The organism is Chitinophaga skermanii, assembly GCF_003259335.1.
Classification (GTDB): Bacteria; Bacteroidota; Bacteroidia; order Chitinophagales; family Chitinophagaceae; genus Chitinophaga; species Chitinophaga skermanii.
This window is the reverse complement of record NZ_QLLL01000005.1, coordinates 488,131-502,674: the sequence shown is the minus strand read 5'-3', so window position 1 is coordinate 502,674 and position 14,544 is coordinate 488,131. Positions and strand designations below refer to the sequence as shown.

General features: G+C 41.4%; 14 protein-coding genes. 6 read left to right on the top strand and 8 right to left on the bottom strand.

The genetic code is table 11. The features are described from left to right. Positions 1 to 7 precede the first annotated feature (7 nt). Positions 8 to 463, top strand: a complete 456-nt coding sequence (locus tag LX64_RS15360; RefSeq protein WP_111598547.1) for a response regulator — start codon at positions 8 to 10, stop codon at positions 461 to 463. 329 nt (positions 464 to 792) lie between these two features. Then, positions 793 to 1,884, top strand: coding sequence for an MBL fold metallo-hydrolase (locus LX64_RS15350; RefSeq protein ID WP_111598545.1), 1,092 nt, complete (start codon positions 793 to 795; stop codon positions 1,882 to 1,884). A gap of 180 nt (positions 1,885 to 2,064) precedes the next feature. On the opposite strand, the gene LX64_RS15345 is transcribed toward LX64_RS15350, so the two are convergent. The 4 genes from LX64_RS15345 to LX64_RS15330 form a co-directional block, all read right to left on the bottom strand. Beyond that, positions 2,065 to 2,778, bottom strand: coding sequence for a hypothetical protein (locus LX64_RS15345; RefSeq protein ID WP_111598544.1), 714 nt, complete (start codon positions 2,776 to 2,778; stop codon positions 2,065 to 2,067). A 140-nt stretch (positions 2,779 to 2,918) separates the two neighbouring features. Continuing rightward, positions 2,919 to 3,968: a ferritin-like domain-containing protein gene (locus LX64_RS15340; RefSeq protein ID WP_111598543.1), complete on the bottom strand. Its 1,050-nt coding sequence runs from the start codon at positions 3,966 to 3,968 to the stop codon at positions 2,919 to 2,921. 12 nt (positions 3,969 to 3,980) lie between these two features. Beyond that, entirely contained in the window at positions 3,981 to 5,912 is a 1,932-nt protein-coding gene (locus LX64_RS15335; RefSeq protein ID WP_148707337.1) for a hypothetical protein, read from the bottom strand. 452 nt (positions 5,913 to 6,364) lie between these two features. Further along, positions 6,365 to 8,455 (bottom strand): M48 family metalloprotease, encoded by a 2,091-nt coding sequence (locus tag LX64_RS15330; RefSeq protein WP_111598541.1) that lies wholly within the window; start codon positions 8,453 to 8,455, stop codon positions 6,365 to 6,367. 285 nt (positions 8,456 to 8,740) lie between these two features. Here LX64_RS15330 and LX64_RS15325 point away from each other — a divergent pair, with 285 nt between their 5' ends. Further along, the gene (locus tag LX64_RS15325) at positions 8,741 to 9,175 is read left to right on the top strand and encodes a hypothetical protein (protein ID WP_111598540.1); all 435 of its coding nucleotides are present in this window, start codon (positions 8,741 to 8,743) and stop codon (positions 9,173 to 9,175) included. A gap of 185 nt (positions 9,176 to 9,360) precedes the next feature. Here LX64_RS15325 and LX64_RS15320 read toward each other — a convergent pair whose 3' ends face one another. The 4 genes from LX64_RS15320 to LX64_RS15305 all read right to left on the bottom strand — a co-directional run bounded on the left by LX64_RS15320 (position 9,361) and on the right by LX64_RS15305 (position 12,447). Beyond that, entirely contained in the window at positions 9,361 to 10,098 is a 738-nt protein-coding gene (locus tag LX64_RS15320; RefSeq protein WP_111598539.1) for a hypothetical protein, read from the bottom strand. Between the two features lie 134 nt (positions 10,099 to 10,232). After that, the gene (locus tag LX64_RS15315; RefSeq protein WP_111598538.1) at positions 10,233 to 10,631 is read right to left on the bottom strand and encodes a serine hydrolase; all 399 of its coding nucleotides are present in this window, start codon (positions 10,629 to 10,631) and stop codon (positions 10,233 to 10,235) included. Between the two features lie 41 nt (positions 10,632 to 10,672). Continuing rightward, a complete protein-coding gene (locus LX64_RS15310; protein ID WP_111598537.1) occupies positions 10,673 to 11,554 on the bottom strand; it encodes a tetratricopeptide repeat protein in 882 nt (293 codons plus the stop codon). A gap of 80 nt (positions 11,555 to 11,634) precedes the next feature. Beyond that, on the bottom strand, positions 11,635 to 12,447 hold the full coding sequence (locus LX64_RS15305; protein ID WP_111598536.1) for a helix-turn-helix domain-containing protein: 813 nt from the start codon (positions 12,445 to 12,447) through the stop codon (positions 11,635 to 11,637). Positions 12,448 to 12,629: 182 nt separating this feature from the next. On the opposite strand from LX64_RS15305, the gene LX64_RS15300 reads away from it, so the two are divergent. Genes LX64_RS15300 through LX64_RS15290 form a run of 3 tightly spaced genes read left to right on the top strand, consistent with a single transcriptional unit; the run spans position 12,630 to position 14,541 of the window. Then, complete coding sequence (locus LX64_RS15300; protein WP_111598535.1) at positions 12,630 to 13,136, top strand: hypothetical protein; 507 nt, start codon at positions 12,630 to 12,632, stop codon at positions 13,134 to 13,136. Positions 13,137 to 13,147: 11 nt separating this feature from the next. Further along, positions 13,148 to 13,789 (top strand): hypothetical protein, encoded by a 642-nt coding sequence (locus LX64_RS15295; RefSeq protein WP_111598534.1) that lies wholly within the window; start codon positions 13,148 to 13,150, stop codon positions 13,787 to 13,789. Beyond that, on the top strand, positions 13,774 to 14,541 hold the full coding sequence (locus LX64_RS15290; protein WP_111598533.1) for a sensor histidine kinase: 768 nt from the start codon (positions 13,774 to 13,776) through the stop codon (positions 14,539 to 14,541). Before LX64_RS15295 ends, LX64_RS15290 begins: the two co-directional genes overlap by 16 nt. The last annotated feature ends 3 nt before the right edge of the window (positions 14,542 to 14,544 follow it).

Sequence of the window (14,544 nt, the reverse complement as noted above, 5' to 3'; positions counted from 1 at the left end):
ATTTACCATGATGCATAACATCTATTCATTAAATCAATTGAGTCAACCGCAGAACCCTGTTCCTGTGCAACTACGTGTATTAGTGGTTGATGACAATGCCATCGATTTAATGTTACATAAGCGGATAGTAGCGCACCATATGCCGAATTGCAACACGATTGGGTTTCAGCATGCAGCCAATGCATTACAATACCTTATGGAACATGAAGGCGAGGCTACTTACACGCTCATTCTCCTGGATATTCAAATGCCGGAAATGGATGGTTATGAATTCGTTGCACACTTACACAATTGCCCTCCTACGGTCAAAGAGAAGTGTATCATCGTGATGGTATCGTCTGCCCACGATGAATATAACCACATCGTACATCCCAGCCTTCAACTCGTGAAGCAAAAGTTGCCCAAACCACTCGTTCCAGCCAGCTTTAAAGATGTTATGAATAATATCCTCCTACACATCTAGTTTCCTCCTCCTATCCCACTTCCCCTCCCATCGTCAAGATACCTACTAATAGGTATTTGAAACCGTTGCTACACGTATTACTTTTGTTCCGTATTGGTTCTTCCAATTCCTGAACGGTGAACGCTATCCTTCCTACTACAGCTACGCTGTATTCTCCATTGCCACTGCTATCCCCATCACCGCTCAAAAACATTTTCCAATAAGCCATAACTTATACACACAATATATCATCACATCGATCTAACCCCAGAGCAAACTAGCGCTAATTCATACCTGGATTAGCGTTATTTGTTTTCCGAAAGCTTATATTGCAAGTCTTAAGCTTCTATATGACTATCTTATTTGTCATTATTTTAACCGTTATCACGATCATTTATTGGATCTCCAGGACCCGCGCATTCGGACAAAAGCCCAGCGGCGAACGATTGCAGCGGCTGAAACAATCACCCCATTACAAAAATGGCACCTTCCAAAACCCTCAACCCACCGTGCTAGGTATTAAAGGGAATGCATGGACCGTTATGCGCCGCTTCTTCAAAAGAGATCCCCGCAAAAAACCGGCACACGCCTTACCCGTGGTTCATCCCACGCAATGGACAAGGCCCAACGATGTGCTAGCAGTTACTTGGTTTGGACACTCTTCTTACTTACTACAAATAGAAGGATTAAACATACTCGTAGACCCCGTATTTAGCGAACGTACCTCACCCTTTACCTGGTTAGGCAATAAGAACTTTGAAGGAACAGGCGATTTCGGGGTAAAGGATCTACCGAAGCTCGACGTGGTTATTATTACGCACGATCATTACGATCACTTAGACTACCACACTATTTTACAACTGGTACCCCGCGCACCACGTTTTATTACACCTTTGGGCGTGGGCGCACACTTAGAATCGTGGGGCATTCCTAGTAGCGATATCCAAGAGCTAGATTGGTGGCAACATATCGACATACAACCCGGCATGCAGCTTACGGCTACCCCCGCACGACATTTCTCTGGCCGGGCCTTCAACCGCAACAATACCTTGTGGACTTCCTACGTGATGAAAACGAGCCGTTGCAACCTCTTTATTGGTGGCGATTCGGGTTACGGTGCACACTTTAAAGAGATTGGTGAAAAGATGGGGCCATTTGATTTAGCCATCTTGGAAAGTGGCCAGTACAACGAATTTTGGCCAGATATTCACATGATGCCGGAAGAAACGGTACACGCGGCCGCCGACTTACAAGCCAAAGCTTTATTACCTGTACATTGGGGGAAATACGTGTTATCGATGCATCCTTGGGAAGAGCCACCAGAAAGAGTGAGTGCAGAAATTAAGCAATACAATATCGAGTTATTAACACCTATGATCGGGGAAACAATCGTGCTCGACCAACCAAATAAAACAGGTGCTTGGTGGAGCCGTTTAAAATAATTATAAAAAGGGTATAGAAAGTACAACAAATGGCGAACAAATCCTTAACAGCGGGTGTTTTTCCTTTGAAGACAGTTGAATATTACTAGACATACTCGTTTTTTACCCGCATTGAAAAATGCATGGGGCTATATACCCAAAAAGTCATAGCCCCTTTTTCATGCATCAATATTTGATATATCAATTAGCTGATTTTAACTTATTGCCTTGTTCATCGAGGAACTCCATCACAGGTTCATTAGCTTTGTTGACGTAGATTTTGATACGCGGCGTACCTTTGTTATCGCGGATAAACAATCCTACTTCTTCATCCGTGGTTTTACCCACAAACATCCTTTCCCTTCCTAAATAGCCTTTATCACGTAAAGCTTGTACTGCCTTTTTCCTTTCTTGCTCGTCTTTTATTTGATCTAAGGCCGCAAATTCTTTGATAGCTTTTTCCATCTTAAACTCGTCGGACCGGTCCCACATTTTAAGGCCGTAAGTACGACGTAATTGTTGCCCATTACGTGATTCGTTGTATTGAATTTGGAGTACTTGATCGTTTTGGTTTTGATCTACAGAATAAACCATGCCATTCTCGTTTTCATTACCATCATAAATTAAGCCGCCACATTCATCGCCACGGCTATTAAAGAAGATCATACCGGCTTGGCGTTCTCTTGGCGGCAATGGCTTGTTATTAAACATACCGGGATGCTGGCGTGCTTGGTTACTGATCACCATTTTCAATTGGCCATCTTTCTCTACGACATTAATTCTTTCCACATCAATTTCTGTGAAACGTTCTTTCCCTAGGGGTTTAAAGGATAAGAAAATAAACCCGCACAATACGAGTGTTAATACAAATGAATAAATTTTAAGGAAGCGTACTTCTTTTAATAGTTTTTCCACGATAGTGAGTTGAGTGTTTTAATAAATGGTTCCGTTTTCAAAAGTACATAAATTGGAAATTGTTTGACTTACTAAAATTTGATGTATCAATTGTATCGATAAAAAAAGGATCAACAAATGTTGATCCTATTGTATGCTGCTTACATTTGTTGAGGCGGCTGTTTTTGGTATTCGAACGTAGGTCCCACGTAGAACCCGTCTTTACCGGGAAACTTCATCTCGCAGAGTTTCTCGCCAGTGAGCTTTACGTCGTACATTAAGCCCATTGTATTCGACAGGAACGTTGGTTCGCCATTGAAGGTGCGATGTAAACCTTCGAGCAGCATGGTGTAGAAGTAATTGAACTCCTGTGCACGGTGCCATTGCTCGCTACCGGGAGGTAACATCCATACTTTTGTAGTAGGGAATATATTCCAAACATCGTCATTCGAGAATGGCACGGGTGCGCCACTGTAGGAATATCCATGATCGGCGTGCGGATCTTTGATCAATTTCTTACCCATTACAATCTCTTTAAACCGGTAATAGTGGGCTACTTCACCGTACATATCTACCGGTTCGGTACTGGTACCTTCTCCTTGTTCTACTATGATATCGATGGCAGCAATGGCATCTTGCTTAGTGCGGATTGCAAACAGCTCATCGGGCGGAAAATAGTTATTAGCCACTACTTGTTTGGCCGGGTCGCCGGGCATAATATCCGGCGCTAGTTCATCTATTTTCTTCGCGAGGGCACCGTAGAATTCGCCGATTGTTTTGTAGGTATCGGTTGCTTTTACAGCATAATTAATATTCAAAATAGTTTCCGGCTCTTCAATTTCCATGAATACATTTTGCACCACATCAATCGAACACTTCTCTAACCCTACTTCAAAACCCACGTTAATACCCATCGGCAGCGGGCATTTATAATTGGGTACAAACGCGGGCTTATCAATTTGTGGGCGGCCATTTAAGGCATTGAGAATGTTGGAGGCAATGGTCATGTGCAACATTTCTTCAATTACAATCGACTCAATAATCGGTCGTACTTCCTTGCCTTTGCCTCTTTTAAACGAGAATAAGGCGGTTAAATACGGTGGAATTGTAGAATGTTCCAATTCTATAGCGCCCTGCACCATGGGATGTAATTCTTCCAGCGATTGGGCGGATAAAATATTACTAACAAGCGTAGGATTTATTCTTAACATGATATACGAGACTTATTTTTTGAAAATTTTAGGAGTACTGTCGAGGTTAATATTTTGTGCCTGCTTAGCTGCCACGAGCTTTTGTAAGCGGTTGTAAGTAGGTACACTTTCTGCGCGGAGTGATTCCGGTGGGCAGCCTTTCTGTGGCGGTTGTTTCGTGGTAGGTGCGCCTGTGGGCATAATGGGGTTATCTAACCATTTGAGAATAGTTAAGCGTTTCCCTTCCGATAAATCGCGTGTAACAGGCATATACAAAGGGTCGTTGATATCCTGTGAAAATGCGAAGCGTAAGATGGTAGCTCGTGCTGCTACCGCGTGAGGATCGGCGAGGTCGACAATGTATTTACTCATAATGGGATACAGGTTCGCAAACTGGATCATTGTTTCTTCGATATCTTCCCACTTGGGTTGTGCCGGTACCGGGAAGTAATCGCGCAGGTGCACGTATATGCTTTCTACACCGAATGCTGGATCAGGTTCTTGCCCCTCGAATTGGTAATCGAATAAATAAATTTGTCCATCGATATAATCCCTTGGTTTAAAAATCCGCTGAGCCAGCAAACCGATAGATGTTTTACCATTCAAATCGCCCGTAGCGCCAGGTGAGAACTTGATACCATCTTGCGGGAAGTTGATACCGGGTATATAGCTAATGGGGTTTTTATCGCTTACCGGGGTACAAGGTGTGGGCGCCTCCATGGCAACCGTGATATTCGTATTCGACAATGGTTTGCCGTATTGATAAGCATATAAAGTAACTGCAGCTGTGGAATCGGCATCCATTCTCAGCACAAAATTATCGGCTCGTAAATAGTAGCCATCGACCGATTCGCGGGCTACTAATTGGTAATCGCCATCATCGTTGAGATGTAACAGTACCAACTGGTGGTTCGCCAACAAGCTCATATGTTCGGGTCCTACATCGAACGACATAATGCCACCTGTTTTATTCAACCAGTGATCGCCTGTTTGGTATTTCACTTGGCCAATCATCTCGAAAGTATGCTCTAGTAGGAATACTTCGCTGGTAGCTACACCATCACTTAGCGATGATTTACTAACGGCGAGGTATAGGTTTTCTGTCATACTTACCGTTCCTACTGCATTTGAGATGGGGAACGACATACCGAAATCTATTCTCAATGATTTCCAATCTTGGTCGACCACGAAGTTGGTACTACCGAAATATACTTTGGGTTTTTCATCAGTGCCTGCATTGTAAATACCATATAACCTTCTACAAGCGGGGAATAAATCGGGATCGCTTTCGTACCATGGGCCAATGGTGCCTAGTACTCTACCCATCGCAAAGCGGCCGTCGTTGTGGTTGTAATAATAGCCGTAGGCATTTAGGTTAATGCTCAATTTATTGCCTTTTGTTTTAGCTTTTAGCTCTTGTAAGAAGGGGGATATATTCGCCCGTTCACCCCACTTTACATTCGTGAGTACGCTTGTCCATACACCACCTAAAGGCTGTCCATTACTAGTAATCCCATCTTGCTGGCGGTATTGTAGGTCGCGGAAGGGAGTAGGTTTGAGATCGCCTTCAAAGAGTAGTTCGTTGGCACAGGTAACGAGTCGAAATTTGATGGCCCACAATTCGCTGGTACCTTGTTCTTGCGGGTCGAGATCTACCATTTTGCCTGTATTTCTTCCGCTTGGGCCGGTAATAAAGGCGCCAACAACAAAATCTCCTGTAGGATCATCTTTAATATTGCCATCATTCATCGACACCATTTGTACATTACAATTCTGGAAGATGAAATTTGCGCCTCCTACGGGGTTCCACCAGCCATTCATAATGGGGCTACCTTGTTCTCTTGGGATTTGATATTCGGGTTTGAAGGTGGCATTGTTATAGTGTGCCGGGTCATTGTTCACGGTAGACACGTCGGACAGAAAATCGCCGGAAAAGACGAGATGTGTACGGTCGAAATACGACATAGAGAGAATGTTTTTTGGGTGTGAAAGAAGGATTTGTTGTGTAAGGGCAAAGGATACCCGTATCAAATTGCTTTGATAGTTTTTTCCCTGTAGACAATTGGAATTAATTAACAAACAGTGGGCAGAACAGAAGCTGCCGCACAAGATTCATTATGCATGGAAATAATTGCTGCTATTGGGTTATAAGATTTTACTGTAAACGTTTTATGCCGACCTTAAGCAAGCTGCTTCCCAATTAATGTAGGGTAAAATGTATTTTTTGACCTTTGGGGATAATAACACGGTATGGTAAAAAATTGTTGCTAAACGGGGGAAAATATTTTAGCAGGGGGATCGTTACATGAGCACAATTATGATCTACTCATATGGGATAGTATAAGTATATGGGAAACTCCCAGTATCAAAAAAGCCTGCTAGTAACTTAGCAGGCTTTTCATGGTATATTATTTCAATTATAGTAATGCCACAACGGTTTCGAAATACTGTTTCTTCTTCAAGTCTGTTATACGCGATATATAATAGTTCATTTGTACGCACACGTTATACATACAAATCAATTCATCCGTCAGCACTTTTTCTCCCGAGATAAAAGTAAATTCAGCCGTTAAGTACCTATTGTAGTTATCGATTACCACTGGGTTATTGCATACACCTGGTAATTGTTCTCCCAATAGGCTTTGCAATGCAGGTTTCATTTTGGCATCTTCTTCTTTAATAGCAGTGATGTATTCTTGGAATTCCTCCATACTTAATTGGCGGCCGAAAATTTCTCGTATATAATATACCATATTAGCTGCCGGCTGTAGGTAGTTCTTTTGGTTGGTTTCCCTATCAACAATTTCTGTATACCTAGTAGCTAACTCGTTGGCTAGTTCATCGCTACTGTGTTTTGCCAATTGTTGATGGAAGTTATAAGCAGCTTGGTCAATTTCAATCGTCCAGTCTTCGGTAGCTTTTACAGTTGCTTCTAATTCCTCGATTACTTGCTTTACTTGGGATGCTTTATAACGTTTACCATCGAAGGTAAAATGTTTTACATCCAGTTGTTTTGCTTCGATTTGATGTAGTGTATTTAAGTCGGCAATATCTTGGAAATACCGCTTGAATTTTTGCTTGTTTTCATCGTTATAGATTGCCTCGAATGAAAGCGGTGTTTGGCTTTCTTTCCCTGGTTCAATATTACAAAACGTGCGACCATCGTGGAATCCGTTCAATTCATTTGGCAAGCTAAACTTCTCGTAATGGGCAGATAGTTCGGCGATTAATTGATCGGCATGGCGCCATTCGGTTAGTTCGGTGTTGGGGAAATTGACGCTGGTGTAATGCTTGGTAATTTCTTCTTGAACGGCTTGTGGATTATTGAATAGAATCCAAGCGCTGCGGGTATCTTCCACTACTTGCACATTGGCCAATTTGTAGCGTTCTTCCCTTTCTTCTACCGGCGGATGTGTTGCCCAAAGATCTTTATACTTTAAGCGTGATGAAATAGTATTCGACAACATTTCATCCGAAATCTTTAGATAGTTGTGTTCGATAGCGATGTTGTTTCTTTTTGCCCACAGTTCATTTACGCCGGTTTGCGCGGCGAACATATTGGTTAAACCCGCTTTGGAATCTTGCCAATCGGCCATGGTTTCTGTGCAATAATTCATCATATAGGCAACGGCTTCAATTCTTCTCATAGCAGAAGTTGCCGGGCCAGAACCTGCAACAGACAATGCCACCGCATCGGCATGGAATTCCATTTCTTGCGCCAGTTGGTAATACGGTTTATTGATAACACCGTACATAGCACGCAAAACTGCTTGAATGCCACTGGCAATCCACACTGTTACAGATGCCATTACAGCAAATAACCCGTGGATGCTGCCTACCGTGTTTAACATGTTATTATACCCCGTATTATCGTAGAGCATATTATAAATCACGCGGTTTACCGAATAGGTAAAGCTGCCGAGTTTCATACTACGTTGCGAGAAATGCCCGAATTCGTGTGCTACGACCATTTTGAATTCGCTCAGGTTTAAGACATTCACGAGGCCTAGTCCTATTTCCAGGTTCTTTCGTACGGGGAAAAACATGCTCCAAAAGCTGGAATCGTAGAATACGGCGGCATTGATATCGGGTACAAGGAAAACCTTTTTAGGCATCGGCACATTTGTATCGGCGGCGAGTTGACGGATAAATCCGAATAATTGGGGATGTTGCTCTTCGTAGATTTGTACGCGGAGTGGGTTGTGTGTTTTCGTTTTCGCGAAGATAAACTTCAACAAAAAGAACAACACAAATAACCCTAAGCATATCACCGCTGCGCCCAAAATGAGAAACAATGCCCCTCTTGCCATCAGCAAAATAGCTACCCCTGCATACACACATAATCCTACGAGTACAACCGATAGGCTAATCATTAATAAAAACACGAAGAAAAATAACGAGATGGCAAAAATTACTTTTGTCACCTGCGATTTAAACGCCTTACTAGGCTCAGTTAAACCAGCATCGACATGCGATGGATTGGGCGGATAGAATGTTGTATTAAACATAGTTAGGTAAAAAACTAAAAATAAACATTGATGCCCATTAAGTAAAATAATGGGTTAGTATTTCTTGGAAATAACGCAAAAGTAAAATGGCAGTGCGCATTGTATGTGCGTAACAAGATGGTAACAAAAATATGATTCGGTATTCAAGGGTATTACATGTCGTTACCTAAATCATTGAAACCATCCATAAACGCGATAAGGAACAATTATTGCTCATAGTGCTATCGAACGAATTGAGTACAACTCTACGATTATAAGTATCTTCGCTTACGTAACTAAACTATTATGCTAGTACTTGTAATTATTGTGGCAATGGCCATCGTTGTAGGCGTTATTCTTTACTTTAAAACCCGGTCGGCCTATATTGCCATTGAACAATATAGATCCGAATTTAGAGAAGCTTGCACAGCACACATCGCCATTCCAAGTAGCAACATAGAAGTTTCCAGCAAAAAAGAACACATCAATAACGCCGGTTCCAGTGGCGACAATATAGGTAATCCAACGGCCGATCAGACTCAATTATTAGAGGGTGTATGGTTACAGTATACGCATACATTTGAAGAGGGAGAAACACATACCTTTATTTCTCAACGCTTAAACGGTAGTAAAGAATCCTGGCAAGCTAAATTACTCGGTCAACCACACATCGATTTGTTTTACAATCCCGATGATCTTTCTCAGTTCTACTTTGACATTGATGAATTGATTTCATTTTGATATAGCGCACTTTCTTCATCGCTACCTGGTTGACCAGGTTGATAGTTGGGATTGTCTATACGCCAATCCACGTTAGTGACAGTGCCACACGATCTTTTGGACAGTACGATCTGAATAATCCCTGGTGATAGCATCACAATCGGAGCATTTAGTTTGCATGTTATAAAAAGGTGTAACTGGATTAACTACAAATAAGCTTTCTTTTGCGCCGCTAATCCAGCTTCTTTCTTTTGCATAAACTCGTTGAGTGTTAATGGCTTTTTGAAGCTTTCCAACTTTTCCTTTTTCTTTTCCTTAAAGTATAACAGTATCACCGATAAAACCATCGTAACAATATACACCATTAGGTTTCCTTTCCCGAGATACACTTTCAAGAAGCCATCTAAACTAAAAATCAGTAAGCTATACCCCACTATAGATAATGCGTAACGCGCCATCAATTGACTATTATAGTTCGCTTTTTGTAATGGTTCTACAATATGGCCATAAATGCCCGTTTGGAACAGTCGTTGCTTTTTAATGGAGCGTGCCACTAGTCGGAAAGACCAAAAAGTAAAGACAAAACACATAACTAAACTGGTCAACGTTTCCTCTCGGCCTTCATCAACATAAGCACCATAAGCGCCAATAACAGTCAACAAAGAAAGCACTCCCAAAATAACACCCGCTATTTTCCGTAACCTTAAACCAGCTTCGGAAGGCAAGGGTAAAATAATGGATAACCCCGCTTCCATCGCATCTATTTTATCTTCTGTACCCGGAACAGGTATACTTGCATTAAAAGGATCGTAATTCGGATTGGCGAGCGTGGTACTAACCCCGCAATATGCACAGTTATACACAACAGCCTTCTGGCTGGCAGGCAAATCGGGTAAGGGCACAGCGGCACCGCAACTAGGGCATTTAATTACATTCGTAGACATAGGTATTCGTAATATTGGGATAATGCGTTAGGTTAAGATTATGTTTGTAAAAATATTCAAAATTTCTAATGCATTATAAAATAAAAATAGCCCCGTACACGGAAGCGTACGAGGCTATATATTGAAAATGCAAGTTAGCTTTTTCGTCGTATCCCACTGCCTATCACCTCTCCAGCTTCCAACATTTCTAGCTGTATATCACCATTTTCGAGCTTGGTAAAACGTAGCATACCATCGGCACCTCCTTGGCGTTTTAGTAACACAATGGCGGCCGCAGTGAACTGTTTCGATGAAGAAGCCAGTTCGAAGTTTGTGTTGACGTTGTTCGGCAATTTGGCAGTCTCGTCGCGGAGACCATAACTTTTCGTTAAAATAATGTTTCCTTTCTCTGCAATAAGCACGTTTCCGTTAAACTGGTTTTGATCGTGTAACACAGTGAAAATACTGTCGATTTGTAGCGTTTGATGTTTTAGTTGTGCAAAAGAATAATGTGTGGCGAATACCAAGATAAATAGACAAACATACTTCTGCATGTGCGCACTCGTAGACTTTGGTTGATAAAATGGTGGAAGTACTATTGCAATTTCTTGAGTACTTCTTTTGCGTTCTCGTTACCAGGATTTAATGCTAACGATTTTTTATACGCTTTGATAGCAGCCTTCTTTTGATCTACTAGCAATAATACTTCTCCGTAGCTATCGAAGGTATTAAAGCCGGCTGGGTACAGTTCTGTATTTAATTGCATTACTTTCAGCGCGTCCTGTTTCTTATCTTGTTTTAATAAGGCATATCCAAACTCGTTGATTTTCTCTTCGCTGATAGCATAATTAGATTGCTGGCCCTTTTTGAATTCTGATTTAATTAGTTGGATGGTTTGATCGATAGAACCACTGAGCGAATAATATTGCTGAATGGATTGGAGGTTCATTGCGCGCTCCTTTTCCTGCTGTTCAGCCAACGTTTCAACACGGTAGTAACGGCGTTGGGCATCGCTTACTTTGGTGGTGTCGATCTTATACCGTACCCATTTGCCGCCTGAAGATTGGTTCATGGTGTATTGAGTGCCGTAGATTTGTGGTTCACCCTTACGCATCAAGTGCCTATCAACTGCCGCTGCGTACCACCAACGGTTGAGGGTAGTATCCAATTGTAAAGCCGATTCAAAGCTTTTCACGGCCATGTAAGAATCCACAGTGTCTCTTCCATGTTGAAAAACAATCCCGGCATTAAAATGATCTTTAGCAGTGCGCACTTTCCCCTCTGCTATTAACTTAAACACTTCTACACGGCGAATACTATCTTCCCTATTCAATACCATCCAATTAATATTTGACACCTTTCTCGCATCCTGGTCGTCGTCGGCCATTTTCTGCAATTGCACATTATTTTGCGTTTGTGAAAACGCAGTAAGCGACAATAACATCCAGCCTAAAACTTGTACACATAACTTTCTCATAGAAACCTTTTACAACGTAAAAATATTTCTATCACATGGCTCAAACTTGTAAAAATGGGACATTGATACACTAGGAAAGTTTACTCCCGGAGGTGCCAAAATGTGTCTTCTTCGCCTAGTAGTTTGCCTTTTCGGAAGAATTGGGAAGGAGAATGCTGGGTAAACTTTTCAAAAGTTTTATTGAGGTGGGCTTGGTCGCTGAAGTTCTCTTCATACGCTAAGGCGGTAAAACTTTGCGTTGTATCGACAAAGAGTTTTTGTTCGAGCGTTTTACGGAAAAGCACGATTTCTTGGAATTTCTTTACCGGTGTACCGAAGTGAGCGGTAAAAATACGTGCAACATGTCGGCGACTGATATGTAAATAGGATGCTAAGGCTTCCACCGAAAAGTTCTTATAATGCGAGAAGATATAATCGACCGCTTTGTATACAATTTCGTTCTCGTAAGCAACATACCGTTGTAATAAAGCGGTATCTAGTAAACTGGTCAATTCATCGACATTATTGGCTTGAAACATTTGTTCCAGTTCAATTTCGCCAAATAACTCCATGGTTGTTACCGTTTGAGGAATGTTTTTCACTTTTAAAAACTGGTGAATGCCTAACGGCTTAAACACAATAACAATCCTGTTTACAGGTCCAACTTGTTTTACAATCAACACCTCCTCTTGCATGGGCGTATAAAACTGGCTGGGAGTAGCATTTTCTATGAAGGTCATGGCCTTATCGGCTGTACGAATATGCGAACTATAGAGAGAAAGCGTGGTATGGAAATGGGGGAAGCATTCGATCTCTCTCGTGGTATTCGCGGGTTGAATATCACGGTAGTAGTACCTTACAAATTGGGCAATTGTAGGGTCCTTGGGTTTAAAGGTTTCGAAAGTGGCATCCATCTACCTACAATTTATTATATTTTTCGTGGAATGAAAGGAATTCATAATGAATTTTTCACAGGCGCAACTCCTTCTCTCCCAACCTATCATATACTTCATTTTTATTATTCGAAAAGTTTAGTAGATTTATTCCTTCGTTACCCTAGCTAAATTATTTGAAACCCAATAATCCCTTTAACCTTATGAAAGAAGAAACGCCCCAACATCATGAACACCATGGGCATAAACATCACAAACACCACAAGCATCACAGGCATCATAATCATCACAAACCTAAGCACCATCAAGTACCAAAAGATGGCGGTTTGAATACGATTTCTGTTGAAGATGCTATTCGACGTACTACCATATGGCGCCAGTTTATTGCCGAACATCTTAATCGCGATGAGAAAGAAATTCCCCGTGGATGTTTAATTCCATTAGCAGATATTAAAAGACTGAGTGAATCACTTCAATATGAAGAACTGAAAGGTGTTCGTGCATATTTTACAGTGGGCCAATACGATTCCATAAAAGATGTAAAAGAAATCTCGCTCATTTTTGTGCCGGTAGATAAAGATGATCGCGACATTTTAGAGTTCACTTTTGATGAAGATCTTTCAGAATCTGCTGTAGAAGATTTCACGAAGCCTTGCCCGCAAGCTTGCGATAAAACGAGTCCATTATACAACGATCCGAACGGTCAATAGCATACTTTATTATGCCATCTTTTACAACGCTATACCTCGGGTACATTGTGCCTGCTTCTACACTTTTGCCTATTGGTTATGGCTTTTTTCATTACAAGCAATTAACACCGGGCTTAAGAGCGGTGCTCACTTACCTATGTGTAGCATTCACCGTGAATTGTATTGCGATTATATTCTCGCATAGCAACAATTTGCCCTTATTACATATTTATACAATTATTGAATTTGTACTGTTGGCGCGGTGTTACCTCTTTATTTTTACGGGTAGTACCGCCCGGCGGGTACTTATTGGTATGGCGATTGCCTTTCCTGTATTCGCTGTCCTTAATTTCCTTTTCATACAAAATATTTACACCTACAATACATACACACGACCCATCGAGGCAATTGTATTCATCATTTGCAGCATGTTGTATTTTTTTAGGAATGATACTGAAACACAACGCCGTTGGATCAACGTTCCTAATAATTGGATCAACGCGGGCATTTTATTGTATTTCTCGGGGGCTATTGGTCAATTTGCCTTTAGCAACATAGTAGGTGCTGTAGCGCCGCTCGAGATCGCCCTGCTGATTTGGATATTACATGCCACCTTGGTGCTGATGATGTATATCTCGTTCACGATAAGTTTCTGGAAATGCAAGCTATTATAGATAATATTTATATCGTTGTAATTTTGGCCATGGGCGGCACTTGTATGCTCGTCATCCTTTTTTTATTGTTGCATGTTCGGAATCAGAATAAACTATTACAACAAAAACAACAACTACAACAAAACGCCATCTCGCATCAAAAAGAATTAACACTTGCCGTATTTACTTCTCAAGAAGCAGAACGACAAAGAATTGGAAGTGATTTACACGACAGCGTGGGCGCTGCTTTATCAACACTACGATTATCGGTCGACCAAATACTGGCGATGAATAACGACCCAGTATATAAGCAACAATTCAAATCCCAAATCGACAAAATCATAACTGATGTGCGGAATATTTCACACAACATATCGCCCGCTATCCTAAAACTGTATGGACTTGCAGAAGCAATCGACGAATTAGTGATGATCATTAACCAAACGCAGCAACTACACATTGTTGTGGATATGGAAGCCGATGGTATCCTAGAAGCCTTACCTTACCCCACGAGCTTATCGATTTACCGGGTGATAGAAGAATTGCTGAACAATACCATCAAGCATGCCAATGCTAATGGTGCGTATTTGAAATTATACCGTACCGGTCCACAATTAAGCATACTGTACACCGATAATGGGAAGGGATTAGCAGCCGGTAATAAAAAAGGTATGGGCCTATTGAATATCACAAACCGCTTAGAAGTTATTAATGCTAGTTGGCAAATTGGGCATCCAGCACATAGTGGTTTTTATATCAACATCAATATTTAACAC

What these genes read in the sequence shown, in the direction of transcription:
- LX64_RS15360 (WP_111598547.1), top strand. Translation starts at nt 8, where the DNA reads ATGATGCATAACATCTATTCATTAAATCAATTGAGTCAACCGCAGAAC.
- LX64_RS15350 (WP_111598545.1), top strand. Translation starts at nt 793, where the DNA reads ATGACTATCTTATTTGTCATTATTTTAACCGTTATCACGATCATTTAT.
- LX64_RS15340 (WP_111598543.1), bottom strand. Translation starts at nt 3,968, where the DNA reads ATGTTAAGAATAAATCCTACGCTTGTTAGTAATATTTTATCCGCCCAA.
- LX64_RS15335 (WP_148707337.1), bottom strand. Translation starts at nt 5,912, where the DNA reads ATGTCGTATTTCGACCGTACACATCTCGTCTTTTCCGGCGATTTTCTG.
- LX64_RS15330 (WP_111598541.1), bottom strand. Translation starts at nt 8,455, where the DNA reads ATGTTTAATACAACATTCTATCCGCCCAATCCATCGCATGTCGATGCT.
- LX64_RS15325 (WP_111598540.1), top strand. Translation starts at nt 8,741, where the DNA reads ATGCTAGTACTTGTAATTATTGTGGCAATGGCCATCGTTGTAGGCGTT.
- LX64_RS15320 (WP_111598539.1), bottom strand. Translation starts at nt 10,098, where the DNA reads ATGTCTACGAATGTAATTAAATGCCCTAGTTGCGGTGCCGCTGTGCCC.
- LX64_RS15315 (WP_111598538.1), bottom strand. Translation starts at nt 10,631, where the DNA reads ATGCAGAAGTATGTTTGTCTATTTATCTTGGTATTCGCCACACATTAT.
- LX64_RS15310 (WP_111598537.1), bottom strand. Translation starts at nt 11,554, where the DNA reads ATGAGAAAGTTATGTGTACAAGTTTTAGGCTGGATGTTATTGTCGCTT.
- LX64_RS15305 (WP_111598536.1), bottom strand. Translation starts at nt 12,447, where the DNA reads ATGGATGCCACTTTCGAAACCTTTAAACCCAAGGACCCTACAATTGCC.
- LX64_RS15300 (WP_111598535.1), top strand. Translation starts at nt 12,630, where the DNA reads ATGAAAGAAGAAACGCCCCAACATCATGAACACCATGGGCATAAACAT.
- LX64_RS15295 (WP_111598534.1), top strand. Translation starts at nt 13,148, where the DNA reads ATGCCATCTTTTACAACGCTATACCTCGGGTACATTGTGCCTGCTTCT.
- LX64_RS15290 (WP_111598533.1), top strand. Translation starts at nt 13,774, where the DNA reads ATGCAAGCTATTATAGATAATATTTATATCGTTGTAATTTTGGCCATG.